At 45.2% G+C, this 15980-nt stretch carries 13 protein-coding genes; 5 read left to right on the top strand and 8 right to left on the bottom strand.

Annotated elements, in window-relative coordinates:
* Window positions 1-173 precede the first annotated feature (173 nt).
* The 5 genes from ACXAER_RS12445 to ACXAER_RS12425 form a co-directional block, all read right to left on the bottom strand.
* On the bottom strand, window positions 174-1862 hold the full coding sequence (locus ACXAER_RS12445; protein WP_474829655.1) for a S8 family serine peptidase: 1689 nt from the start codon (window positions 1860-1862) through the stop codon (window positions 174-176).
* 524 nt (window positions 1863-2386) lie between these two features.
* Complete coding sequence (rlmB, locus tag ACXAER_RS12440) at window positions 2387-3127, bottom strand: 23S rRNA (guanosine(2251)-2'-O)-methyltransferase RlmB (protein ID WP_474829653.1); 741 nt, start codon at window positions 3125-3127, stop codon at window positions 2387-2389.
* Window positions 3128-5545 carry a ribonuclease R gene (gene rnr, locus ACXAER_RS12435; RefSeq protein WP_474829651.1) on the bottom strand — a complete coding sequence of 806 codons (2418 nt, stop codon included), beginning with the start codon at window positions 5543-5545 and terminating at the stop codon, window positions 3128-3130.
* 330 nt (window positions 5546-5875) lie between these two features.
* On the bottom strand, window positions 5876-6100 hold the full coding sequence (locus tag ACXAER_RS12430) for a HigA family addiction module antitoxin (protein ID WP_474830574.1): 225 nt from the start codon (window positions 6098-6100) through the stop codon (window positions 5876-5878).
* 131 nt (window positions 6101-6231) lie between these two features.
* Window positions 6232-6519, bottom strand: a complete 288-nt coding sequence (locus ACXAER_RS12425; protein WP_474829649.1) for a hypothetical protein — start codon at window positions 6517-6519, stop codon at window positions 6232-6234.
* 228 nt (window positions 6520-6747) lie between these two features.
* Between ACXAER_RS12425 and ACXAER_RS12420 the strand changes: the two genes are divergently transcribed.
* A complete protein-coding gene (locus ACXAER_RS12420; RefSeq protein ID WP_474829647.1) occupies window positions 6748-8448 on the top strand; it encodes an alkaline phosphatase D family protein in 1701 nt (566 codons plus the stop codon).
* 62 nt (window positions 8449-8510) lie between these two features.
* Here the strand turns inward: ACXAER_RS12420 and ACXAER_RS12415 are convergent, their stop codons facing one another.
* Window positions 8511-10874: a TonB-dependent receptor gene (locus tag ACXAER_RS12415; protein WP_474829645.1), complete on the bottom strand. Its 2364-nt coding sequence runs from the start codon at window positions 10872-10874 to the stop codon at window positions 8511-8513.
* A gap of 311 nt (window positions 10875-11185) precedes the next feature.
* Between ACXAER_RS12415 and ACXAER_RS12410 the strand changes: the two genes are divergently transcribed.
* Together ACXAER_RS12410 and ACXAER_RS12405 are read left to right on the top strand one after the other, a co-directional pair.
* The gene (locus ACXAER_RS12410; protein ID WP_014950922.1) at window positions 11186-11467 is read left to right on the top strand and encodes a PepSY domain-containing protein; all 282 of its coding nucleotides are present in this window, start codon (window positions 11186-11188) and stop codon (window positions 11465-11467) included.
* A 101-nt stretch (window positions 11468-11568) separates the two neighbouring features.
* Window positions 11569-12138: a cytochrome b/b6 domain-containing protein gene (locus ACXAER_RS12405; RefSeq protein WP_474829643.1), complete on the top strand. Its 570-nt coding sequence runs from the start codon at window positions 11569-11571 to the stop codon at window positions 12136-12138.
* Window positions 12139-12319: 181 nt separating this feature from the next.
* On the opposite strand, the gene ACXAER_RS12400 is transcribed toward ACXAER_RS12405, so the two are convergent.
* Both ACXAER_RS12400 and ACXAER_RS12395 read right to left on the bottom strand, forming a co-directional pair.
* Window positions 12320-12964 carry a tetratricopeptide repeat protein gene (locus ACXAER_RS12400; RefSeq protein ID WP_474829641.1) on the bottom strand — a complete coding sequence of 215 codons (645 nt, stop codon included), beginning with the start codon at window positions 12962-12964 and terminating at the stop codon, window positions 12320-12322.
* Window positions 12965-13126: 162 nt separating this feature from the next.
* The gene (locus ACXAER_RS12395) at window positions 13127-13378 is read right to left on the bottom strand and encodes a TIGR02647 family protein (protein WP_474829639.1); all 252 of its coding nucleotides are present in this window, start codon (window positions 13376-13378) and stop codon (window positions 13127-13129) included.
* Between the two features lie 295 nt (window positions 13379-13673).
* On the opposite strand from ACXAER_RS12395, the gene ubiD reads away from it, so the two are divergent.
* Both ubiD and fre read left to right on the top strand, forming a co-directional pair.
* The gene (ubiD, locus tag ACXAER_RS12390) at window positions 13674-15140 is read left to right on the top strand and encodes a 4-hydroxy-3-polyprenylbenzoate decarboxylase (protein ID WP_474829638.1); all 1467 of its coding nucleotides are present in this window, start codon (window positions 13674-13676) and stop codon (window positions 15138-15140) included.
* A gap of 97 nt (window positions 15141-15237) precedes the next feature.
* On the top strand, window positions 15238-15933 hold the full coding sequence (fre, locus tag ACXAER_RS12385) for an NAD(P)H-flavin reductase (protein WP_474829636.1): 696 nt from the start codon (window positions 15238-15240) through the stop codon (window positions 15931-15933).
* The last annotated feature ends 47 nt before the right edge of the window (window positions 15934-15980 follow it).

Genomic DNA, 15980 nt, shown 5'->3' with positions numbered 1-15980 from the left:
CGCTATCTTTGCAAAGCTGACTTTTCTTTATAGAAGTTGACATTTCGCTGTGGTAAATCCTGACTCTAAAAACGCAGAACAACCTGTATAGTTGAACGATTGATGCGGTAATAGGCATAAAAAAAGCCTGCTGAGAAGCAGGCCTTAAACGTGTCGTTGGGAGACGGTGTTATTTATTCATACGAGTAAGATAGCGTTACACCGCTGTATGAAGAATACGCGCGAATACCGATGTGCCATGTACCTGATGCTGGCGCATCAAAAGTACATACTTCACTGTTACCGTTTTGATAAGGGCGGCAATCGTAGCTATTGGTTTCTGGCTGTGAACCGAACTTCACATAAAGGTCAGCGTCGCCTGAGCCACCGGAGGTACGAATCGTCATTTGCGTTACGCCTTCTGGAATAGTCCAGGTGTAGCGGTCCCAGTTTCTGCGCGTACCTGAAAGGCCTGTAAGCTGACCTGATACTGGTTCTACGCCCGGCTCAGAACCGCCACCGCCACCAGTACCGCCACCGTTACAACCGTTGGTGTTAAGGTAGTTGTAGGCATCAGCTAGCTGCATTAAGCCATAACCGTAGAAGTTATCGCGACCCGCGCTGCCTTTATCTTCAGCCGTTGCGTTAAGTGCACTACGAATTTGGTTGTTTGAACACTGCGGGAAGTAACTCCATACTAGTGCTGCACCACCAGCTACGTGTGGCGTAGCCATAGACGTACCACTTAGCGCTGCGTAAGTATTCGTCGGATAAGTAGACTGTACTGCACTACCTGGTGCAGCTATCTCAACCTGATCGTTATATTGGCTGTAGCTTGCACGGTTTTCATTTGAGTCTACCGCTGCAACCGACATTACTGCATCGTAAGAAGCAGGATAAGACTTTGCACTGTTACCATCGTTACCCGCAGCAGCTACCAATAACATTCCAGCATCAGTGAAGCTTTGCATAGCATTACGTTCGGTATTAGATGAACTGCCGCCACCTAAGCTCATGTTTACTACATTTGAACCTGCATCCTGACACTGAGTGATCGCACCGATTAAGTCAGACGCATAAGTCCATTGGCCATTGTCGTTAAAGATCTTAACGATATGCATATCTACACCTGGATATACACCTACCACACCTTCATTATTATCGTATGCCGCAATGGTACCCGCTACGTGAGTGCCGTGACCGTTGCCGTCGTTATACCAGTTACCAACGGCACTGTTGTTTGCTTGCCCCGTAACACCATCGTTTGTACCAGGCAAATCTGGGTGGCCTAGGTTATAACCCGTATCAATGATACATACCTTACGAGCTGTAGTATCTGACTGACCAAACTGATTCGCTTGGACCATGGTGTAGCCGTATGGCGTAGTTTGCGCCATTGGCTTACGACGAACGTCCACTTCGATGCTTTCTATATTAGGGTTTTTACGAAGCTTATTGAGTGCAGACTTGCTCATGGTAGCCGCTACCATTTTATGCTTCTTAAGCTCTTTCTTAATCAAGCCACCTGCTTTTCTTACTTCAGATTTAGCTGAAGCAATGCTGAAAGGCTTTTTGTTTTTCAGTTTAGTCTTGGCCTTTGACTTGGCTTTGCTACTGCTAAGCGTATCACTTGAACTGGCCACCTCTAGAGTTTCACTTATCATTTCGTCTTTAAACTTAATGATATAGCGCTCTTGATCTACCGTTACAAGGCGGTCAACAGTGAGCTTTTTGCCTAGCGCTTGTTTTAGGGTTTGAGGCTTTTCCTTAACTTTTACCAGACCTTCGCCTGCTGCCATTGCAGAATTACCCATTAAGCCAAGTGATACAGCTAAAGCAGCTGCTGTTAGACATGTGTGTTTCTTATTTAATTTTGAGTTCAAAATTTATTTCCTGTTTTATCTGTCTTATTAACTTCAGCACTGTTTTTGTCCGTGCTTTTGAAGCTGTTTGTTATTAAATGACATACAGGTATAACCATTACCTCATACGAAAAGCTCATCCATGACAACCGACGCAACTGCGTTGCAACGACCTACCCGTTTGTCAGGTATGTAAATAACCAGCAACATGCAGGTTAGTTACAGAGCTCATATTAGGCGGCTAATCAATTAGTTAAGTATATTGCATTAACCCTGGTAAGTATTTTTTATACCATTAAAAATACTTTTAAAAACACCAAACATTATGAGAAGCACGCCAAATGCGTTCTACGAGCCAATTCATATTAGGAATAAAATTTCATAATTAACATTTATCTTACGAACTCAAATGTAACAAAATATTAAAATAGTTATAAATTTTGCTTGCATACAAAAAAGCGCGTGTTCCTCTCGGAGCACACGCTTTTTTTCAAATATGTTATTGTATTGGTTGCCAAAAACTTACTAATACAGGCTACAGCTCTTTACAAACTGCGCTGCCTTACAATCTCGTACAAACATACACCTGTAGCAACCGAAACGTTCAAGCTTGTTACACTACCTGCCATAGGAAGCTTTACCAACTCGTCACAGGTTTCTTTGGTAAGCCTGCGCATGCCTTTGCCTTCAGCCCCCATTACCAGTGCAGTTGGACCTTTTAAGTCAACATCGTAAAGAGTTTTATCGGTTTCACCGGCTGTGCCTACAATCCATAGCCCTTTGTCTTGAAGATGCTTCAAGGTTCTAGCAAGGTTGGTAATTTGAATTAGCGGCATAACTTCAGCTGCGCCACAAGCCACTTTCCTTACCGTGCCGTTTAAACTTGCTGACTTATCTTTAGGAACAACGACAGCATGCACACCCGCACCATCAGCCGTACGTAAGCACGCGCCTAAGTTATGCGGGTCAGTAATACCGTCTAATACCAAGATTAGCGGCTGCGACTCTCGCTCAAGTATTTTATCAAGGTCAGCTTCATCCAACACGCGAGCAGGTTTCGCTCTCGCAACTATCCCTTGATGCTGTTCGCCGTTCACTTTATCGTCTAACGCTTTACGTTGACTGAACTGAACCGAAATTCCAAAACGACGAGCCTGGTTAACAATGTTGGTTAAGCGCTCATCGTTACGCCCTTTTAAAACCCACACTTCCATTACACGCTCGGGCTCTTTTTCAAGTACCGACTGCATGGCATGTAAACCGTATAACCATTCTTGCTGCGCCATTTAACGCTTACCTCTTTTATTCAATGACAGTGTTTTGCCGCTGCTGCCGCCTTTTGCGCTGCCGCGACTTGACGATTTTCCACCGCTACGACTAGACGAGTTTGAGCCGCCTTTGCCTTTGCTCCCCTTCTTGTCAGAACGAGCGTCTTTACCAGAGCGGGGCTTGTTATCAAAACGAGCAGGTTTGTCTGAAGCCTTTTTAGCTGTCTTCACTTTTACCTTCTTACCTTTTGTGGAGCGCAGCATAGACTTATCGAGTAATAAATCAATCTTTCTTTCATCAAGATTTACCGCCGCAACGGTTACTTCAACCGTATCACCCAGTCTAAACTGGCGATGGCCCGACTCACCGACTAGCGCTTGTTTAACATCATCATAGTGATAATAGTCATCATCAAGCGACGTAATATGAACTAAGCCATCGATGTGATATTCGGTAAGGCGAACGAATAAGCCAAAGTTTGTGACTGAGCTTACTACCCCTTCGAAGGTGTCGCCAACGTGGTCAAGCATGAACTCGCATTTAAGCCAGTCAGCCACATCGCGCGTCGCGTCATCAGCACGGCGCTCTGTCATTGAGCATTGTTCGCCTAATTGTTCAATTTCTTCAACGGTGTAGTTTTTAGCGCCGCTTACCGCTTTTTTACCCTGCTGTTTAGCAATAATGCCTTTCAGTGCACGGTGTACCACTAAGTCAGGGTAACGACGGATAGGTGATGTAAAGTGGGCGTAAGCTTCTAGTGCCAAACCAAAATGCCCTACGTTTTCGCCATCGTAAACCGCTTGCTTCATTGAGCGTAGCAGCATGGTTTGAATAAGCTCTTCGTCTACTCGACCGCGGGTTTTAAGCACTACATCGGTAAACGCAGCTGGCTCGGCATCTTCTACAATGGCATGAGGGATACCAATTTCACTTAAGTAGCTGGTAAAAGCGGTAAGTCTGTCGGCATCTGGCTTATCGTGTACACGATATAACGCTGGCGCTTCGTGCTTTTCTAACATCAACGCCGCACTTACGTTCGCCATGATCATGCATTCTTCAATAAGCTTATGCGCATCATTACGCACTAGCGGCACAATATTTTCAATTTTGCGCTGGGCGTTGAAAACGAACTTCACTTCTTGGGTTTCAAACTCAATGGCCCCGCGTTTGGCACGGGCTTTTTTAAGCGCTCGGTACAAGTCGTGAAGATTACGTAAATGAGGTACATGTGGCTCGTAACGCTGATGAAGCTCTTTGTCGCCTTGAAGAATATTCCACACTTTGGTGTAGGTTAAACGGGCATGTGAATTCATTACCGCTTCGTAAAACTGGAATTCTTCCAGCTTACCATTCGCGCTAATGGTCATTTCACACACCATGCAAAGGCGGTCGACTTCAGGATTTAATGAACACAAGCCGTTTGAAAGGACTTCTGGCAACATAGGAATAACTTGGTCGGGGAAATACACCGAGTTACCGCGCTGCTGTGCTTCATCATCTAGGGCTGAGCCTGTTCTTACATAGTGACTTACGTCTGCTATGGCTACCCATAGTTGCCAGCCACCATCGTCTAGCGGTTCGCAGTATACCGCGTCGTCAAAGTCGCGGGCGTCTTCGCCGTCTATGGTAACAAGGGGAAGCTGGCGCAAGTCGATGCGACCTTCTTTGGCTTCATCTGGCACCTGGTCGGTAAGCTTTTCCACCTGCTTGGTTACGCCGTTTGGCCACTGGTGCGGTATATCGAACGTGCGAAGGGCCATTTCAATTTCCATCCCCGGCGCCATATGCTCGCCAAGTACTTCAACAATCTTACCCACTGGGCTCATTTTACGGCGTGGACGCTGAGTAAGCTCTACTACTACCACCTGGCCCATTCGAGCGCCGTTAGTGCTTTCTGGTGGAATGACAATTTCATGCTGCAAACGGCTGTCGTCTGGCACTACCATGCCAAAGCCCTGCTCAACAAAATAACGCCCGACAATTGGCTCGCTACGCGGCTCAATAACTTGCGTTACAAAGGCTTCTTTTCTGCCGCGACGGTCGGTACCGCTAATTCGCGCTTCCACCACATCATCGTGAAGGAACAAGTTCATTTGCCCTGCACTGATAAATAAGTCACCGCTTTTGTCTTCAGGACGCAAGAAGCCGTAACCATCTCGGTGACCAATAATTCTGCCTTTTATGAGCTCATCACGGTTTTGGAGAATGTATTTTTTCTGCTTGGTAAATTGCACCTGACCTTCGCGCTCCATGGCACGTAGTCGGCGCTGAATACCAATTCGCGCTTCTTCGTCGAAGGCATTCACCAAGTTACAGATATCAAGAAACGACAACGGCTTGTCGTGCTCTTTTAATAAACTCATTAAATATTCGCGGCTGGCTACCGGATTTTCGTACTTCTCTTTCTCGCGCTGATAATGCGGATCATCACTCATGTATTTTAAATTTACCTTTACTTGCTTTGTTCAAAACGTCTTCGTTGGTGGCCTTTCTCTTAAAAGCGCTATGGAAAACATTGAATATGATTTTTTAGACACACAAACCAATTTTGGTTCATGTGGTTATTTGCTGCACAGTATAACAGTATTTACGGCAAAAGATTGTGCGTTATTCGGGTATACAGGATTTGGAAAATTACTTCGCGAGGATCGCAGATAGCACCGCCGTCCAAAGTAACCTTTTTTAGTGTGGGTGCAGATAATAAAGTTTGGTAAGTCCGGCTTATCCAAGTATCACGGCGATGAGCCCGATAGCTGAAATAACAGTTAATAAATTGATTGTAAGCTGGGTTTATTATTTGCTGTCCTATATAAGTCGTAAGCGACTTGATAATGCATCCATGCTTGAGCACTTATCCCACTTACGGCTTCTAGCTTACGTGCGAATTCAATAGTCAAACTTGAATGGCCGTTGACGAATCGCGATAAATGTTTGCATGAGACTTCTAAACGTTGCGCAATCTCTGATTGCTTCAAGGGTGACTTCGACATGCACCTGCGTTTGAATACTTCACCTGGATGAGGTCTTTTAAGATGTTCGGGTCTTGAACCTCGCTCTCCGGTATCGATTAATGCTTTGCCCCGGTCATCTTGAAATTCAATACCTATGTGCATGCTTTGTTTCATGGGTTGTACTCTCTGTAATCAAGGCTGAAACAGTCACCATCGTTAAAATAGCAAGTTACCGCGCCACAAGGTTCGACATTATTCACCGTGATAGTCACATACCAAAGGGCGCTTCCTTCAGGGTTTACTGCTCCGATATCTAGCAAATCTGATACATGTGAGGCAGCATCTAAGTCAAACAGCGCATTCCAGACTTCATGACGATATGCTAACGGCAACCATTCATCGTAATCAGAGAGCCACATTGAAAGTAGCTTTTGATGTAGAAAGCTTACAATTGCCATCCAACTACCCATAAGATTACCACAGAGGTAATTTTGCTTCAAAAAGATGTTCACATATTAGCCAGAATCTAAAAGGTAAACTTCGATCTAAGGTACTGTTATTGATTCAGCTAAACCTGACATCTCTATGTCACAAACACTCAGTATAAAAATGGGTTTTTGTTGCATGAGCGTTCAACAAAACAATGACATCACCAGTTACCTTACAAACTTATAAAGAGCAGGCATATGGATAGAAGAACGTTTATAAAGCTGTCGTCATTCGCAGGTGCGAGCGTGGCAGTGTCTACAGGGCTAGCGGGCTGCACAGTAAGCAATTCAGCAAATAGCCAACCGCAAACTAACGCTACCTTTACCCATGGTGTGGCTAGCGGCGACCCGTTAAAAGACGCCGTGATTATCTGGACGCGCGCCGTCCCGACATCAGATTCAGGCTTAGGTTTAGCAAAAGCCGATATTTTATGGGAGATGGCAAGCGATGCTGATTTTGCTAACGTGGTAAGTAGCGGGATAGTTGAAGCTAAAGCAACGCATGACTTTACCGTAAAGGTAGACGTAACAGGTCTTAGTCCTGCTAACCGTTATTTTTACCGGTTTAAAAGCGCTAACAATACAAGCCCAGTGGGTGAAACCCGCACGCTTCCTGAAGCCGATGTATCAAACGTTACGTTCGGCATATTTTCTTGCTCCAACTACCCTGCTGGCTTTTTCACGCCTTATATGGAAGCAGCGAAAAACGACAACATCGACTATGTATTGCACCTTGGCGACTACATTTATGAGTACGATGGTAAAGGTTATGCGACAGAGCATGCAAAAGAGATTGGCCGAACCTATGCGCCTGATAACGATACCGAGCTTTATACGCTAACCGACTATCGCAATCGCTATGCGCTATATCGCACAGATGAAGGCTTGCTGTCGTTGCATCAAAATAAGCCATTTATTGTTGTGTGGGATGACCATGAAATCACTAACGACACCTACAAGGATGGCGCGGAAAATCACCAAGCGGATGAAGGCGATTTTTACGAGCGTCGTGCAGCGGCCGTTCAAGCCTATTATGAATGGCTACCTATACGCCCACCTTTTGGCACCGAGCGCTTAGAAATTTATCGTCAATTTACCTTTGGTAAACTTCTTGATTTATATATGCTCGACACCCGCGTGCTTGCGCGCGACAAACAGCTTGAGTACGGCGACTATCGCGATGCCAAAACAAAAGCGTTTGACCAAGCTGGCTTTATGAAAGATATCGGTAACCCTAAGCGCGGACTGCTTGGTGAAACCCAACGCAACTGGCTACATTCGTCTATGCAGCAAAGCCAAGCCAAATGGCAGGTATTAGGCCAGCAGCTATTAATTGGCCGCATGCTCTTCCCTGTATCTATTTTTAACGGGGTTGAACGAAAAGATATTCCTGCTCATGTACATAGGCTCGCGAATATCAAACGCAAACAAAAGCAAGGTGGCGCACTTAGCGAACAAGAACTTGCGCTTATCAATACGGTAATGCCCTACAACTTAGACGCATGGGATGGATACCCTGTTGAACGTGAACAGGTTCTGATGCAGCTAAAATCCATCGGCAAACCCGTTATTGCCCTTGCAGGTGATACTCATAATGCATGGCACAATAAGTTAACCTTGAAAGATGGCACAGAAGTAGGCGTTGAGCTTGCTACACCAGGCGTGACATCACCCGGTATGGAACATTATTTAAGTATGGATGATGAAATGGCAGAAACCCTTGCTGATGATCTTCCCCTACTTATTGAAGACTTACAGTACTGTAACCTCCACCAGCGCGGCTTTATGACACTGACCGTCAGCCAAGATAGCGCAAAAGCGACCTGGCACTATGTGGATGCGATTTTGACTAAAGCAGGAAAAGTAGTTAATACGCATAGCTATGAAATAAACGCGTAGTAAATGGAATTTTTTAGATTAAGGCGCTTAACCCAGTTAAGCGCCTTAATTTTTAGGTATTTCTAGAACTCGTAGTAAACACGCACACCGGCAATGCGAGGCATACCACGTACGAAGGTAGGAATGCCTAAACCACCGCCCGTGTTACCTGCATCAATCAAGAACTCTTTATCAAACAGGTTGTTTACGTAAAACTCGTAGGCAAACTTGCTGTTGTCTTGAAGCAGTTTCACCGAAACATCGGTAAGCGAGTAAGTATCCTGAGAAAGGCCAGGATAATTACTGCTTTCAAAGAACACTTCAGACTGGAAGCTGGTAAGCCAGTTAACGTCAATGTCGAAGTTATTCATATTGAATACTTTGTTGATGTTTATCGCGCCGCTAACCTCTGGCGCTAAGCGGAACTTATTGCCGCCGTACTGGAACTCAGAACCATCAGCTGTATTGTCTGCAAATTCAGCATCAAGGAAACCAAGGCTTGCTGTTAGCGTTAGCGTTTCGCTGTAATTATAGGTCGCCATGCCTTCAATACCCGACATGGCCGAGTCGCCTACTGTTACAGTAATAGACTGCAAGGTTTCTGCATCGGTAAAGCTTTGCTGATAATCGCTGTATTCGTAGGTAAAAATAGCTCCGGAGAACAGGAAGTTGGCGCTTTGATACTTAACACCCAAATCGTAGCTGTCTACTATTTCAGGTTTAGTCACATTAACGCCACCCGCGTTTGCATCTACAACCGGTGAACGACGGCCCTTGGCGTAGTTCGCGTATAAATTCCAGTTATTGTTCACATCGTAACTTACCGCGAAGCGTGGCAAAGTATCGTCAAAGTCGCGCTCGGCATCGAAAGTAAAAGCACCGTCTGCGGTGGTAAAGGTATTTCGCGTATAACGGGTTTCATCGATATAGCGTATACCCGCCGTTACATTAATGTTGTCGGTCACGTAATAAGACACTTCAGCAACATAGGATGCAATGTCTAACTCAGCTTCAAAAATAAACGGCCCTTGTGTCAATATAGGCGGCAGCGCAGGGTTAGAAATAGGCGAACCATCTGCATTAAATAGCTGAGATACCAATATTGCGCGCAGCGCTTCTATTTCCTCTAGCGATGCATTGGTCGCTATATTCTGATTAAGCGGAATATTAGAACTAGCCTCTAACTGTGCTTTTACTGCATCGAAAGTACCTCGTATAAATGGGTCTACCATCACATAGTAAGGCAAAATCGATTCATCTTGAGTAATAGATGCGCCAACAAACGCTGCAAGCTTGTCGCCAGAATCATATACCAAACGCATTGACGCACCTTGAAGTGTGGCATCGTTGTCGAAATAAGCATCTTGAATACGCAACGCTGAACCATCAGCATCAAATCCCTCGCTTACTTCTACATCCTTATAGTATGCGTCGGCGTGTAGGCTAAGCATTTGGTTGAAATCATAGTTTACAGTTAAGTCGTAGGCTTGAAGCGTACGCTCAATACCTAGCTCACTGCCCAAGCTGAACTCAGCATCGGTAAAAGGACTAGTATCTCCGCCATTGGGGGCGATAGAGCCAGATTTAAAGGCGATACCCGGCTGGTCGTTATACTCCATGGCCGCACGCGCAATTATTTCAAGCTGCTCGTAATTCGCAAGCCATGTTGCCCGTAGCGCTTGAACCGACACACCCTGCAGATCTTCGCTGTTGCACGATACTTCCTCACCTAAATGGTTATACATGTTGGCATTACCGTAGTAAGAGTCAGCACTACAGGCATTGTTTTCTACAATGCCGTCCATCTCTCGGTAAAGCCCAGCAATACGAAAACTGTGATTGTCGTTAATAGGCTGGTTATACATAAACTCTACTTCTTGGCCTTCTTCTGAGTTATAGCCAACCTGCACTTTGCCTTCCTGTTCAAAGGTAGGAAGATTAGAATGAATACTTACCGCTCCGTTAGCCGCGGCTACGCCAAAAAGTGTTGGCTGCGGGCCTTTTAACACTTCAACGCGGGCGATATCGTAAAGTGCGACACTGGCTACGGTTTTCTTACTGATGTCAAAGCCATCTTGGTATACCGATATACGAGGCGTTGCCGATACCGAAGAAACATCATCGGTGACACCGCGAATATTAAAAGACGGTAGGCTTACCGCCTGTTCCTGAATTTGAACGTTTGGCAATATACGAGAAAGCTCGTCAAGCTCCATAATATTGGTGCGCTCTAAAAACTCGCCGCCTATAACATCCATAGTAACAGGCACATCCATTACGGACTGCTCTCGCATTTGCGCAGTTACTGTAATCTCTTCTATATAGTCAGTTTCGTTTTCTGTGTCGGGCGCTACTTCTTGTGCAATTGAAGCGCTTGATAGAGCAAACGCAATCGTTGTAGCAAGCAAAGAGCGTGAATAAACGGATCTAGGGTACAGAGGACGCATCAAATCATTCCTTTCGTGTGCTTAGTGGGTGTTTTATGTATTTTTATAAGCAGTTCACCGGTAGATTGGCGACATTGCCTACTTTTTAGAATTATCGAAGCACAAGAATGTAGAACGCTTTTGCGAAGGTTCGATGAAGCATAGGTGACAAGTCAAAGGCACTTTTGTGACAGATATATACCATTCGAAAAATCTAAGCCGCGATAAATGGCTATTGCAATATGCCCCTTTGAATCATAGAGCAAACTAAGTAGACTCATTTAACGTAGGACAGAAACAACGTTTAACTAAAAAGCGAAATGGAGACTGCAATGAAAAAATTAATGATGGCTACGGCTATTGGCGCTGCGACCCTATTAAGTGCTTGTAGTGCGGAGCACGGTACTACGCAGTGTACTACTGCACCTGAAGCTGAATGGCAAAACCAAGATGCGTTCCAGGCTCAACTGCTAGCGCAAGGTTACAAAATTAACGAGTTTAAAGTAACAGGCGGCAACTGCTACGAAATCTACGGCTTCGACAAAGAAGAAAACAAAGTAGAAATTTATTTCAACCCAGTTGATGGCAGCATTGTTAAGAAAGAAATGCACTAAGTGTGTTTTAGCAAACGGCTGATAGCTCGCTTGCTTTAATACTTGATAAAAACGCTGCAAACTATTGCAGCGTTTTTGTTTTACCTTAAGAAAGTTATGTAATGTACAGACCTAAAGATACGCCTTCGGACATTTATATTTGGGATTGGGTGGTGCGACTATGCCACTGTGGCCTTGTCGTTACCTTTGTGACCAACTATTTTATTGTGGAGCCAGGTCGCCTTTATCATGAAATAGCCGGCTATATAGCGGTAGCACTTATATCCATACGGGTTAGCTGGGGCTTTTTATCAACCAAATTCGAAGCTAGTAAAAAGGTTGCCACTGAATACGCAAGCTTTTCTAACGTAGCATTACATCAACAGGCCTTCGCTGAACATATACAACACGTAAAACAAAAGAAAATTCCCACTCACCATGGCCACAACCCTTTCGGCTGGCTAATGATAATGGCCGTTATCACGCTACTGCTGGGCTTAGGTATTACCGGTTTTATGATGGAAGAAATAGATGCCATGTTCGGTAATAGTACGCTGGAATGGATTCACAGCATTATGGCCGATGTGCTTTATACATGTGTGCTAGTACACATCGCTGCAGTGTTTGCTGTGCAACATAGGGGAAATATTCAGTTAGTTCGCCCTATGTTTACAGGCTGGCGAAGGCGTTAAGCCCCTTTTCGAGTGAAAATGCACTGAAGCCATAAATGCACAAAGGCTATCGCTATTGCAGAAGCCAGCTCATGCTAACTGCTAGCTTTTTCCTGTTGCTCTGATTGCCTGCTGCCCCTTGTGTTTAAATCTACTCTCGTAATCAATTAGGCGTTTGATACCAATTAGGTACTAATGTCATTTAGCTATCTAAAGGTCGCTTTGCTTCACGCACCGCTTTCGGATGCATTAATTTTTCTAAGCGAGCGAGGTAAGACGATATTTGCTGATGCTGTTTTTTATCGTTGGTCACAGAGTTATAGAGCCAGTGGTAGGCATCTTCATAATCGTAAGGGCTGCCGTGACCGTCTAAAAACAACTCGACCAAACGAATCTGCGCTTTCAGGTTTTTAAGCGCAGCCGCTTCTCGTAAGTACACCACTGCACGAGATTTATCTTGCTGTACAAGCGTGCCCTTTGCATAGTAACGTCCAAGCTGCTCAAGTGCCGCTGGCAAACCTTGATTCGCTGCGTCTTCCATATAACCAATTCCACGAGCGGGTTCAGCATCTACGCATACCCCCCACGCCAGCATATCGCCCCATAAAAATTGGTAGGCTGGAATTTTTAGCACATCGGCGCGAGCTTCGATGTCTTGAACAAGCTGACACCTGTCTTCTACCACTTTATCTAGGTGGGTATTCGCGTTAATCATGTCGATGAGCGCGTCTTGGCTGTAAAGCTGAACGGCACGCAGCTCTTCTATCGTCTCACCTTCAAGCGCATGAGCAGAAAACCCCGCTACGGAGGCACAGATTAATAACGCGGTAGATATAATTTGTTTCATAGCTAAGCAAAAAATGTTGATAACACAAACTTAGTTTAGTTATCGACCTATTATAGATTAACTTAACCAAGAGACGCTTTTCTTTAAGTAAATAATCACGAGCGGCCAAAGCATTTTTCACTTTGGCCTCTCGGTTAAAAGATATAGCAAAAATTGTTTAGGTTAATGACTACTTTTTCGCGGGCACATAGCGGATTGGATATGACGGGCATGGTCGGCTAAATCAATACCTAAATCAGTTAGGTAACCACCGTCAGGCTGGGTAATTAAGCCTTTCGAGTACAGCCTAGACGCTGCGTTCACCATGGTTTGACTGGCATCGTGATGGATTTTCAGCCCCTGAAGCAGACTGTCTGAAGGAAACTTCAGTAGCAAATTTAACTCGTCTAGCATGTCCTGATCGAATGAACTCATGTAACCACCTTAGGCATAAAAGGGTTATTTAGGTTTTAATACGCACATTGCTACAGCGTGTTATCGCAAAGCACTAAAATAAAAGGGCTAAAGTGAGAATACGCACGCTATGCGCTGTTGGCCCCTAATTGTTAAATTTCATAACATATTGCTATATCACACCTAAATGGCGTCACTGTAAAGGTTAATTTGTCTGTAGAACGTTTAATGTTGGTTTCACACCGCTTACTGATCGGACTTTGCCCTAAAATGGTATATTCTTGCCATAAATAACGTGTGTGGATACGCCAAACAGATGAAGTACAAAGATTTACGCGACTTTATTCGCCAGCTTGAAGCAAAAGGCGAGTTAGTGCGCATTAGCCAGCCCATTGATACCGACCTTGAGATGACAGAAATTGCCGATAGGACTTTGCGTGCTGGCGGCCCTGCGCTGTTGTTTGAAAACCCTAAAAACCACGATATGCCGGTACTGGCCAATTTATTTGGTACCCCCGAACGCGTAGCTATGGGCATGGGACAAGATTCTGTTGAAGCGCTACGCGAAGTGGGCAAACTGCTGGCGTACCTAAAAGAACCAGAGCCGCCCAAAGGGCTTAAAGATCTTTGGGAGAAGTTACCTGTGTTCAAACAGGTGCTGAATATGCCCGCTAAAGTGCTAAAAAAAGCACCTTGTCAGGAAGTTGTGCTTACTGGTGACGATATAGACTTATCAAAAATTCCGGTTCAGCGCTGTTGGCCGGGTGACGCTGCACCTTTGGTAACCTGGGGTTTGAGTGTTACTAAAGGACCACACAAAAAACGCCAGAATTTGGGTATTTACCGTCAGCAGGTTATTGGCAAAAATAAACTCATTATGCGCTGGCTATCACATCGTGGTGGTGCGCTAGATTTTCGTGAATGGTGTCAAACCCATCCGGGCGAACCCTACCCTGTGTCTGTGGCGCTAGGTGCAGATCCAGCTACCATTTTAGGGGCGGTAACTCCTGTTCCAGATACCCTTTCAGAATATGCTTTTGCAGGCCTACTGCGCGGTGATAAAACCGAAGTAGTTAAGTCTATTAGTAACGACTTACAAGTACCTGCCAGTGCCGAGATTGTGCTTGAAGGCTATATTGCACAGGATGAAACTGCACCTGAAGGCCCTTATGGCGATCACACTGGGTATTACAACGAAGTCGACGATTTCCCTGTGTTTACCGTTACCCATATTACGCACCGTAAAGATCCTATTTATCATTCTACCTATACAGGCCGCCCGCCCGATGAGCCAGCCATTTTAGGTGTTGCGCTAAACGAAGTATTTGTGCCAATTTTGCAAAAGCAATTCCCTGAAATTGTCGACTTCTATTTGCCGCCAGAAGGTTGTTCTTATCGTATGGCGGTAGTTACCATGAAGAAACAGTACCCGGGTCACGCCAAACGAGTGATGATGGGCGTGTGGTCTTTCTTACGACAGTTCATGTACACAAAATTTGTGATAGTGTGCGATGACGACGTTAACGCGCGCGACTGGAACGATGTTATTTGGGCCATTACTACCCGTATGGACCCAGCCCGCGACACGGTGATGATAGAAAATACGCCTATCGATTACTTGGACTTTGCGTCACCGGTTTCAGGGCTAGGCTCTAAAATGGGCATGGACGCAACAAATAAAATGCCGGGCGAAACCGACCGTGAATGGGGCGTGCCCATTGTGATGGACGAAGACGTTAAAAAACGCGTTGATGATATTTGGGACAGTCTTGGTATTATGTAGCGACTCGATGTAGCGCTATTAACGATTATTAAAGCATGCGCTTGTCTTAAAGCGCATAAAAAGGCGACACGCTAGCAAAAAGGTTTAAAGAGAATACATGTCAGAGATTAAGTGCAAGGTTGCAAGCATCACGCCTTTAACCGAAGTGGTACAAAAAGTTGAATTAACCCCGGAAAGCCCTGTTGAGTTTAAGGCGGGTCAGTACGCTATGGTGGTAATGGGCGAAAAAGATATGCGCCCATTTTCTATTGCTAATGCCGCCTTCGATAATAGCCGCATTGAATTACACATTGGTGCAGAGCCTGGCAACAGCTACGCTGGTGAAGTGCTAGAGCGCATGCGTGCAGATGGCGAAATTACCGTAAATGTGGGTAATGGCAATGCCTTTTTGCAAAGCAATGGCTTGCCTATGGTGCTAATTGCTGGTGGTACTGGCTTCTCGTATACCTACTCAATTCTGCAAGAGCATCTTAACAGCGGTGACAAAACACCACTTACCCTTTATTGGGGTGGAAAACACGCGGCTGATTTGTATTTAGCTGACAAGCTAACTGAACTCGCTGAAGCTAACGATCACTTCACATTTGTGCCGGTTGTAGAGTTTGCATGTGACGAATGGAAAGGCAGAACGGGCTGGGTACACCATGCGGTAATGGCAGACCACGCTGACTTTGCGAACGTTCAAGTATATGTTGCCGGCCGCTTCGAAATGGCAAAAGTAGTGCGCGACGATTTTACTCAGCGCGGCTTAAAAGTTGAGAACCTGTTTGGCGACGCGTTTGCGTTTATTTAGGCGCTAGCGTAAACCTCATATTGTGAAAGCCGGCGAATGCCGGTTTT

This window comes from Alteromonas sp. AWJ4_199 (genome assembly GCF_056159165.1).
This window is presented reverse-complemented; position numbering and strand designations above follow the sequence as displayed.